This window comes from Bacillus alveayuensis, from assembly GCA_030812955.1.
In the GTDB taxonomy this organism is placed as follows: domain Bacteria; phylum Bacillota; class Bacilli; order Bacillales; family Aeribacillaceae; genus Bacillus_CB; species Bacillus_CB alveayuensis.
Genome location: JAUSTR010000038.1, coordinates 1 through 9,951, shown reverse-complemented (window position 1 = coordinate 9,951; position 9,951 = coordinate 1). Strand labels below are relative to the sequence as shown.

Below are 9,951 nucleotides of genomic sequence, written 5' to 3'. Positions count from 1 at the left end.
AATTTAGCACATTCTTTCAGAAAAGGGGAGAGGGCTTTCTGAAGGAATGTGCAAAAAAATGGCTCTTTTGTTCCGAAATAAAGTGATAATTTACAGCTCTTCAAAATGCTGGATGGCCTCCTGTAATTGACCATCTTCATACAGCATGCAGGAATAATGAAACTTTGCCCGCATATATGGTCTCGTTTTCACAATTCCCCAAAAATGACCTTTATTTTCTTCTATGAACGCTTTTCCGAGTGATTTTTCTCCACGTATCATTCCTTCTCGATACAAGTTAAGCGCTTCCTCAAATGAACTTGCTTCTTCTGCTAAAAGATTATAAGCGTCTGGGTTATTTGGATCGAGTTTTAAAGCTTTATTAATCAATTGTTTTCGTTTTCGCCCAGACTCTCCATAAGCATCAAATATTAATTCTTGTGCTTGTTCTTGTTTCGTTAAAGGGCGGGAAGGAATGGTAGGGTCATTCAAATATTCATTTAAATCTTCCATAGAGTCTATATCGACATTTTCAAGCTTTCGTTCACTTTCAAGAAGGCTTCTTTCCATCAAAAAGCGATTTTTCTCAAAAGGCGTGCCTTCATCTAAAGCAAAGTCCACTGCTCCATCTAAAAGTGAAGCTGCTTTCGCCTGTTGTAGGAAATCTTCGACAACTGATTCAACATGATGCGCACGTTGTGAAATGCTACCAGGATTTGCCCCGTACATCTCCGCTAATTCGTTTAATGTTTTTTTTCTATTTAAAAAAGGAATATTTCGATACACGACGTAATGAATGCAAGCTGCATACAACCCTATATTTTTAATGCGCGGTTGTTTTAATTCACAATATTTATACCATAGAGTCACACCCAAAAGAACTAACGTATCACTGTTCTCTTCGTTTTTTATGTTTAATTGAAAGCATTTGGCTACTTCTTTATATTGTGGGTCACTCCATGAAAAATTTTCTATTAAATCAAAGGTAAGTGTAATAAAAAAGGCTTGGTCGAGAATATCTAAAAACTCACTTGCCATAAATTCTTGTGGACTGACTTCACTATTATCAAAATGCTCTATGATTGTTTGTCGAATTCGTTCTGCCTTTTCCTCATAAAAATCGACAAACATCGCAAAAAAAGTGAAGGATTCACCTATTGGTACTAAAATTCCTATCAATAAAGCTCCTTCTACCAATCCACAGTCTTCTTCGAAAATAATCACGTTCTTCGTTTCTTTTGTTAAAATATCTTTCACTACAACCCTTTCATTATCCACTGATAGTACTTCCGTAGCAGAAGGTTTTACACCGACCCAAGATTGTAATATTTCTTTCATTTTAGGCCTTTGAATGTTATGAAGATGTCGATCAATATATAATTGTAGAGGCGTTTTTTCTCCGTCTACCAGTTGCGTAAAAATCGCTAAGCTAACACCCATCAATTGATATATTTCTTCCATTTCACCTGGAATATTATAGCCTTCTAAATAATCTTCAACAAGAGTTAAAATTTCTTCATCATAGTTCATGAGTGAAAATTCAATAATATCTTTCTGTAAATTGACAATTTCCTGCTTCAAGATCTGTTGAATAGAGATGAAAGATGTATTTCCACAGCATCTTTTATATTTTTTCCCGCTTCCACATGGACAAGGATCGTTTCGTTTTACTTTTGTCATGATATAACAACCTTTCTATAGGATCATACCCCTCTAATTTCTTTTTCCATCTAATTTATAATATTTTCCAAAAAATGATTGTATTGATTTTTTCATAAATTAACTTCGCTTCTTCTTCATCATAGATGTGTGGGGTTTTACTTCGATCGACTAACATGTCTATCCACTGGTCTCCATCTTCAATCAAACCATATGAGTATGCCTCTTTAATCGTGGCTCTCGGACTTTTTATGTCATTGATACCTGTATATTCTAAGAACATTTTCATCAATTTCTATTCCTTCGTTTTAAGCTTATTTTTAGTCAACCGATCAAAAAACACAATATCTATTTTAAGAGGTGTCGACATTTGTTGAATGTCATTTTCTATCAAGTTTTGCTGACTATGCGTAAGCATCTTTTTAAACAAAGCTAAATCAATATCAGACGTTTTCTTAAAATTACCACGTGCTCTTGAACCAAACAAAAAGGACTACTTTATGAATTTGACTGTTTAACATACAGTAGTTTTGTAACCCACATATAAATTGTTTTGAAATTCATGTTGAATTCCAAATCACAGTCAACATTATATCACTCCAACATGACTTGCTATTACAATTATTTAAACAACAATCTAGTTGTAAATGAAACCTAGATGATTCATGTGGATTGAGTCAAGAGTTTGTGGGAGATTTTTTTGACGTTTTCATTCGTTGGATATATTTGGTTTAAATAACTTGATTTATGTAAGCGTTTTCTAGTCCTCTCATCCTGCTTGCGTGCACTGTTTTCGCTTTTTTTAAAACCCTTTCAATGCTTTTAACGCTTGATAAATAGGCGTTCCTGACGAATGATCGAAATAACGGATATTCCCTCGCACCAACTCTGCTACCTTTGTTCCTACGTGCTTGATTGCCTTTTTCACGATCGTTTCTCGTTTCGTTTCTCTCTTTTCCTTTTGCGAAAGAATCTCTCCATTCCATGTCTGAATCGTTAATCTGTCTTTCACAGCTACCATCACTTGTATAAACCTCGAATGCCTTCGTCACACCAACTTCTTCCTTGTTTTACTCGTTTCGCAAAGACGTGCATCGTTCCTTCCGCTCTTCCCATCGGACGCATTCCTGTGGTATCTATCCCTTTCTCTCGCAGCCACTCTCGATAATCGCTCAAACAGCCCGGCATGGACTCAATCCGTTGGATCAATCTCTCGACTTGTTTTTCTTTCTTCTCGTCCCCTAGCGTCCCTACTGCGCTATACAGTTCGGTTAATAGCCCTCTCTCATCAAACGTGGCGAGCTTCTTTCAAATGATTCGATACCGTGGATGGTTTTGGAAACATTCACGAATTTCTCGCGCGACATGAAACCGATCCAACTGGAAAAACACCCGTTTCCCGAAGTACTCCCGACAAGCCGTTATCCATTCTGCTCCATCGCCATTGACCACCACCCAATCTCTCATTGGATCATAGCCGTATTCCTCGATTAAAAACGTTTCTAGTCCTTCCCACACCGGCTCTTTTGTTTCGTGTACATAGTGCCTTTTTCCAACCAAGGATATGCGTTGTCCGTTTACTTTCCATCCTTGGTGCACCGCCAATATCTTTTCTTCTTTCCCTCTTCGACGGCTTCGCTGCCGTTTCACGTATAATCCGTCCGCCTCCACGAACAACACCTGTCGCTCCATTTCCATCGGACGATGTCTGTCCACCGTCGCTTGTAACACGAGCTGTCGAATCGTTTCATGGCTCATCACCGCATAGCCTACCATCTTCTTTAGCGCCTCTGCGGCTTGGCGATAAGAGGGACCGGTAACGGCTAAATCGATGGCGGTTTCCTCCAATAACGGACCCATCCCCTTCGCTCCATCGAAGCCGAGAAAATGATCTAACAAACACGTATACGCGCCTTTTTCACGATCCAAATAGTCATTGCGTCGGATCTCCACCTCCCCAAAAAGCGTCTGGATGCGTACTGTTCGTTTATCTTTTAGGTAATAACGCTTTTTATCTCGTTGCTTCGCTAGCTCTTCATCCAGCCGTTCCAATACCTGTTGAAACATTTCTCCATAGGTTTTTTGTAACATCGAAAACAATTCTGCTTCTAACTCTTTTAATGTTTGTCCATCTGTGATAAACTGTTGCATAGGACTCTCTGACCTCCTGTTGTGGTTTGGTTGCACTTATCACCATACAGGAAGAGAGTCCTTTTTGCATCTATTTTGCTCATCCTCTTTTTTTCAAGGAAACCTCCCCTTGAAACAGATGGAAGAGGATTTAGCTTCCTCCCACAAACATTTTACTCATACGCTTGAACAATATTTTATACATCATCGGACAATCACTCCGGTATACGACTGTAGATGAGCAAAATCACTAACATAAATTTACATCCGAACAAAAAAGGAGACATGAACCCGATTCCTTGGTTAGAATAGATGTGCCCACAACTATCCACAAGGAGGTTCATGTCTCATGAATAGACTAGCACATCATCATGGAATTCACAAGTTTTTCACGATGTTAGGGTTGGCACTTTATTTCTCGAAACCTGTTATGAAGCATCTTGTTCATATCGTGGATGCGATGGTGACGAAAGGCTTTTCTGGAACGTTGACCGATCTTCATCATGGGAGCTTTCATCCGAACCATCGCACGACACTCAGCCATTTTTTCACGAAAAGCCCGTGGGAGGAAGAGACATTGCTTCGCAAACTCCAGCAGTGGATACTTCGTCGTGTCGAACGTCGCGGGCGTCGGGCGGTGAAACGGTATTGGATCTTGGTGCAACTTACGTATGTGTACAGCATGTTCGAGTCTAACAGTGATTTTTCGTATGGGCTCGATCTCCTGCGCAAGAGAAAAGGACATAGCCTCGTGGAGTTCATTTACCGTGCAGCAAAACAAAATATTCCCATTGATACCGTGAAAAAACAGCTCCACGTGGCATAAGGGGTACCCTATTTGTCTCTTTTGCATGGTAATTATTGTAATTTAAATTGCTCAACTACAGTATACGAATTTAATTTATACGATCTCTGCGATGAATACCGTAATAATAGATAATAAAATCGATGTAATGATTAACGTCGCTAAAGGTTTTAACGCTTTTTTCCGGACCTGCTGCAAATGAATATTTAATCCTAATCCGATCATCGCCATCGTTAAAAGAAAAGAGGAAACATTGGCAATCGGATCGAGGAGATTTTGCAACTTCATCGGATTATATGCTCTAATATAACTTCCAAGCACACTCATGACAACAAAACCGATTAAAAACCAAGGAAATGCGATTTTTGTCTTTTCATTGTTGACACCTTTTCTTTTTTCCAAATAAATAAGGATAAAAGAAAGGGGAATGAGTAAAAAAACGCGTCCGAGTTTGGCGAGTAAACCAACGGCTAAAGCATCCTGTCCTGCTGCGCCTGCTGCTAATGCGACATGGGCTAGTTCGTGCAAACTAATGCCCGACCAAATTCCGTAAGATTGATCATCGATTGGCAACAACGGAAATAGAAAAGAATAAAGCAGGGCGAAGATAGTGCCGATTAAAGCAATTAAACCGACGGATATTGCAGTATCTTCATCTTTTGATTTCAAAATGGGGGAAACTGCCGCAATCGCCGCTGCACCGCACACCCCTGTACCAATTCCGACGAGTAATGAAATAGAAGGATCTGCCTTCATTCTTTTTGAGATAAACATTGTAACGCCTATGGCAAAAAGAATGACGAACCCATCAATTGCTATGAGGCCTAATCCATCTTGGATGATCAATTGAATATTTAATCGAAGCCCGTACAGAACGATTGCCATTCTTAAAAGGATTTTTGCCGAAAATTGAATTCCTGTACTGATCGAAATAGGGTATCCCCATATTTGCCGATATACAATAGCAAGGATAATAGCGAGAGCCATCGGACCAAGTTTTTGAAAGCCAGACAGCATCGCCAACCCCCAACCAATTAATGCGATGAAAAAAGTAAATCCGATGCCACCGATTATCGGTAAGGTTTTCTTTTTTGGCTGTTCCACTGTCGATTGGATTGTTTCCATTATTATTTTCACCTCTAACATCATTTTCTCCTATTCACTACATTACGATATAATTTATAATAAGAAAAATAAATAATAAAAATAAAAATAATAAGAAATACTTATAATAGGGGTGAGGTTCTTTGGAACAATCGTTAATGGTTTTCGTAAAAGTTGTGGAAAAAAGAAATTTTTCGAAGGCGGCGGAAGAATTGCATATGACGCAACCTGCTGTAAGTCAATATATACAAGCGTTGGAACGGGAAATGGGCGTTAAACTGTTGGAGAGAACGAATAAATATGTTCGGGTCAATCCTTTCGGAGAAATTGTGTACACGTTTGCGAAAGAAATTTTAACTTTACATGGGAAGATGAAGCGGCTTATTGACGATCGGTTGAATCGACCGAGCGGAGATATTAAAATTGGTGCCAGTTATACCATAGGTGAATATGTTCTGCCAAGTGTCATTACGAAACTAAGACATCGTTTTCCGCGCATTAATCCAAAGGTTACGATAGGAAATTCGGAAAAAATTTCGGAAATGATTGCTGAAAATCTACTGGATGTCGGGTTAATTGAGTCAAATTATAAAAGGAAAGAATTAACCGTCATTCCATTTGCGAAAGATACGTTACATGCCTTTATTTCACCCGCTCATCCTTTGGCACAAATGGATACGATCCCGATAGAAGAATTGAAAAAGGTCCCGTGGATTGTCCGCGAAAAAGGTTCAGGAACGAGGGAAGCTGCTGATCAACTACTGCACTTTTTAGGGATTGAAGAAGTGGAATTAATGGAATTTGGTAGTACTCAAGTGATTAAAGAGTCCGTAGAAGCGGGGCTTGGCATTACCATTTTATCGGAATGGGCGGTTCGAAAAGAATTGGCTTTACGAACATTAACGATCCTTCCTGTTTTACACACACCTTTTTCCCGCACATTTTCCATCGTGAAACCTGAATCTTCCTATGAAACAAAGGCGGTCTCTCTTTTTACGGATTTGTTATTTGAAAAAATTGAAAGGGACATCGCACCGATTGGGAAAACGATAAAGGAGTGATCCAGGTATACTCATGTAAAGGTTGTACTTTAGTTCTATGATTATAGTTGAAGGCTATCCACTTTTGGTACAAAAGTTATAACTCAACTTTCGCAGTCTAATTTCATAAGAAAATGCTTGATGTTAATAGGTTTTACACGGCTAAAAGTGTGAGTAAAATGTTTGTGGGAGCAATCTTGGGGGAATGAGTTGGATGTCCTCCTCACCTTTATGAATTATCCAAACAGTATTCGAAGTGTAATTTACACGACGAATGCCATCGAACGAACGATCAAGGAGATTCGGAAACGTCTAAAACCGATGAACAGATTGAGCAGTTTAAAAGCCGCGGAAAAAATCGTGTATTTGACCATTCAAGATTTTAATGAGAAATGGACAGAGCGAAAGTTGCGAGGATTTGCCGAAGCACAGGAAGCCCTCGAGCCAATGTTTGAAGAACGTTATTGTTAACCAAATATTGTAAATAAACAAAATAAGGGGATTCTCCCTTTTCACACAGGAGACAGAATATTCTGTCTTCTGTGCGGAGGAAACCGGTCCCCTGTCCATCTAAACCATTCAGGGATACCCTATCTATCTTTCATTACACAAAATTCTTGACGGTACCGAAAACATCGGACACGGTAAATCGGATACTAATAATAACAGTTTTATAAATAACAAAAAAGGGAATAGTAACAATCTCAATAATTATCATTCTTTCTAAAGAGGAAGAAGAGAAGGAAAGACAGAAGGAAGAAGCAGTCAGGGATGAGATGTTGAAAACTCTCGCTTTGATTGTAAAAAATGTTTTATCTTTCTCTCTATTCACCCGCCAAATGAACGAGCCAAAAAAATCCCGCAAAGTTTTAACTGATTCTTGAATAAAGAAGGATTTTTGGAAATAAACGTATAATTTATAATAGAAACATATATTTTAGGAGGAAATAAATTGAAGATAGTAAAAGTATTTATTATCGCATTGTTGTTTGTTTTTGGAATTAGTAACGTAGGATTAGCTAAGGAAAACAACGATGGCAATTCCTCACTTACTGAAAAGGAATACCAGTATCTCTTAAAGAATGGTCACACAGAAGAGGAAATTAAAGATTTACCGATAGAGGTAGCAAAGCAATTAGTAAAGGATAAAGCAATAAAGCAAAATTCTGGTTATATCATTAAAAATTTTTATGAAGCGTCAAATGAAGAATCAGGAGAATTTTTTACAACAGCAAGTATTTCTTCCTCTGAGTTGAAATTAGCAGGAACTGTTTATAAAGTTACAAGTGATCGATCAGGTTACAATAAATATTATATTTACGCTAATTTCCAATGGTTAAAATCACCATTTTGGACATTGACTGATAAAATGACTATTGGTTTTCCTTCAAGTTCTGGCTTTTTCTTACCAACTAGCAACGGCTCAGTTACTCAACATCAACATAGATATTCATACGACGCATATGGCAATGGTAATTGGGTAGATACACCAATAAAATATACACCTAGTGACTGGGATCCAAATGCTGGAGTAGCAGGCTCTTATGATTTAAAAAAGCTTTCGGATTTTACACTACACAAGGGATATATTGGGCAATATGTATATGTTAGAAATACCGTACATGGAGATATGAATATTAAAATAGAATATGGTCATAGGATGTATGGAGGAAGTCCAAGTGTTTCTGTTTTTCCTGCAGGATTATCTATTACACCATCTAGTTGGACAGACACTGCTTCTTATGCCCTGACACTTACTTACTAATGAAAGTTAGGTAGAATGAAAAATGACAAAAGTAATTGCTAACTTTATCATAATCATAACATTATCTATCATACTGTTTTACGCTTTTGGATTTGATGTATCCCTAGATACTGAGATAATTATGATTTTGCAATTGATATCAATTTTACAAACATCCCTTATATTATCTATAATGTTGATAATATTGAAGGGAAAAAAATGAATTGTAAGTTGTATATGTTTGGATTGTTCTCAATAAAAACAGCAAAATTCTAGACTAAAAGAGGGTGTCCCAAAAGTATTGGGATACCCTTTCTTATCACCATATATACATACGAAACACTTTTGTAAAACTATATATTGTATCCTCCCTCCTTGAAATTTCAAACGGTATCCGTAGCCTCCACGCACCGCTAGGTCTAGGGCAAAGTGAGTGTAGACTACCTAATAATAAATAACGTGTCACTAGGTCTAGGGCGTGACAAGTTATTTATTATTACCGTATGTTGCTCTATATTTAATCCATTTCAGCCAATGTAAAGGGATATTTTTATGGATCAGCCATTCATCATCAATATTTACAATGAAACAGGGATACATCGAAGAAACCGAAGTCGATGCTTGCATTCACAGGAGTATGAAGAGGAAAAAATAACAAATTCAGGATTCTCTCTTGGGTACATTGACCAACCATCAACTGTTCATGATTCGCCAATCGTGGAAGCACATCGAATCGTTGGAAAGTTTACTTCGAGACATCGAAGAGCGAATCGACCAACTCTTACAAGTATCCAAACAAGAGATGGAGCTTCTTGTGACCATACCGGGGATCAAGAAGGAAACCGCTGCCGTGATTATCGCTGAAATCGGAGTTGATATGGGACAATTTCCAACGTCTCAACACCTCGCTTCATGGGCGGGAGTTGCGCCGGGAAATTATGAAAGTGCTGGAAAACGAAAAAGTACCCGAACGACGAAGGGGAATCCGCATATCAAGTCGGCGTTATGTGAGGCGGCTTGGGCTTTGTCTCGATGTAGGAATCAACGTTTGGCAGCGAAATATTGGTCATTGGCGGCACGCAGGGGAAAGAAAAAAGCACTCGTTGCGATCGCGCACCGAATGCTTACCATCATTTACTGCATCCTTTCTAGAAAAGAACCGTTTCGAGAGCAGTAAATAAATTAGTATAACCAAAAAGGTTCAGAAATATACGAGATACCTAAAAATAAGGTAGCTCTGCTTTCCTATTTCCTTTTTTTGATCGTTAATAGGGTAGCCAATTTGATTGTGGAGTATACCGCTACAGCCATGGTTAATTGATTTTCACAGAAAAGAGATATGATTGATAGTCATGAACCTCTCCCACCTACACTTCGCTTTATACAGTCGGCATAAGCGTTATGTTTGTGTTGTATCTGGCCTCGTATATTTCGTCTCATGCTTTGCAAGAAAAACAGTCGAACGCATTCCATCGTTTGTTGCTTGCCAA

Annotated in this window: 8 protein-coding genes and 2 pseudogenes; 5 read left to right on the top strand and 5 right to left on the bottom strand. The window is 38.4% G+C overall.

Annotated elements, in window-relative coordinates:
• Nucleotides 1-90: 90 nt before the first annotated feature.
• The 4 genes and pseudogenes from J2S06_RS15720 to J2S06_RS15705 form a co-directional block, all read right to left on the bottom strand.
• Entirely contained in the window at nucleotides 91-1,659 is a 1,569-nt protein-coding gene (locus J2S06_RS15720; RefSeq protein ID WP_419152912.1) for an SEC-C metal-binding domain-containing protein, read from the bottom strand.
• A 55-nt stretch (nucleotides 1,660-1,714) separates the two neighbouring features.
• Nucleotides 1,715-1,927: an HI0074 family nucleotidyltransferase substrate-binding subunit gene (locus J2S06_RS15715; protein WP_419152911.1), complete on the bottom strand. Its 213-nt coding sequence runs from the start codon at nucleotides 1,925-1,927 to the stop codon at nucleotides 1,715-1,717.
• Between the two features lie 6 nt (nucleotides 1,928-1,933).
• On the bottom strand, nucleotides 1,934-2,125 hold the full coding sequence (locus J2S06_RS15710; protein WP_419152910.1) for a nucleotidyltransferase domain-containing protein: 192 nt from the start codon (nucleotides 2,123-2,125) through the stop codon (nucleotides 1,934-1,936).
• Nucleotides 2,126-2,440: 315 nt separating this feature from the next.
• A pseudogene (locus J2S06_RS15705) lies at nucleotides 2,441-3,789 on the bottom strand (ISLre2 family transposase).
• Between the two features lie 328 nt (nucleotides 3,790-4,117).
• Here J2S06_RS15705 and J2S06_RS15700 point away from each other — a divergent pair.
• Nucleotides 4,118-4,594, top strand: a complete 477-nt coding sequence (locus J2S06_RS15700; RefSeq protein ID WP_419152909.1) for a hypothetical protein — start codon at nucleotides 4,118-4,120, stop codon at nucleotides 4,592-4,594.
• 75 nt (nucleotides 4,595-4,669) lie between these two features.
• Here J2S06_RS15700 and J2S06_RS15695 read toward each other — a convergent pair whose 3' ends face one another.
• Nucleotides 4,670-5,698, bottom strand: coding sequence for a YeiH family protein (locus tag J2S06_RS15695; RefSeq protein ID WP_419152908.1), 1,029 nt, complete (start codon nucleotides 5,696-5,698; stop codon nucleotides 4,670-4,672).
• A 122-nt stretch (nucleotides 5,699-5,820) separates the two neighbouring features.
• Here J2S06_RS15695 and J2S06_RS15690 point away from each other — a divergent pair, with 122 nt between their 5' ends.
• The 4 genes and pseudogenes from J2S06_RS15690 (at nucleotide 5,821) to J2S06_RS15675 (ending at nucleotide 9,638) form a co-directional block, all read left to right on the top strand.
• On the top strand, nucleotides 5,821-6,738 hold the full coding sequence (locus tag J2S06_RS15690; RefSeq protein ID WP_419152907.1) for a LysR family transcriptional regulator: 918 nt from the start codon (nucleotides 5,821-5,823) through the stop codon (nucleotides 6,736-6,738).
• Nucleotides 6,739-6,909: 171 nt separating this feature from the next.
• A pseudogene (locus J2S06_RS15685) lies at nucleotides 6,910-7,188 on the top strand (transposase); the annotation flags it as partial.
• Nucleotides 7,189-7,669: 481 nt separating this feature from the next.
• Nucleotides 7,670-8,482 carry a hypothetical protein gene (locus J2S06_RS15680; RefSeq protein ID WP_419152906.1) on the top strand — a complete coding sequence of 271 codons (813 nt, stop codon included), beginning with the start codon at nucleotides 7,670-7,672 and terminating at the stop codon, nucleotides 8,480-8,482.
• A gap of 682 nt (nucleotides 8,483-9,164) precedes the next feature.
• Nucleotides 9,165-9,638 (top strand): IS110 family RNA-guided transposase, encoded by a 474-nt coding sequence (locus J2S06_RS15675; RefSeq protein ID WP_459077060.1) that lies wholly within the window; start codon nucleotides 9,165-9,167, stop codon nucleotides 9,636-9,638.
• Nucleotides 9,639-9,951 lie beyond the last annotated feature (313 nt).

Bases quoted from the DNA above. Each gene is read 5' to 3' on its own strand.
- J2S06_RS15720 (WP_419152912.1), bottom strand. From the start codon at position 1,659: ATGACAAAAGTAAAACGAAACGATCCTTGTCCATGTGGAAGCGGGAAA.
- J2S06_RS15715 (WP_419152911.1), bottom strand. From the start codon at position 1,927: ATGAAAATGTTCTTAGAATATACAGGTATCAATGACATAAAAAGTCCG.
- J2S06_RS15700 (WP_419152909.1), top strand. From the start codon at position 4,118: ATGAATAGACTAGCACATCATCATGGAATTCACAAGTTTTTCACGATG.
- J2S06_RS15695 (WP_419152908.1), bottom strand. From the start codon at position 5,698: ATGGAAACAATCCAATCGACAGTGGAACAGCCAAAAAAGAAAACCTTA.
- J2S06_RS15675 (WP_459077060.1), top strand. From the start codon at position 9,165: ATGATTCGCCAATCGTGGAAGCACATCGAATCGTTGGAAAGTTTACTT.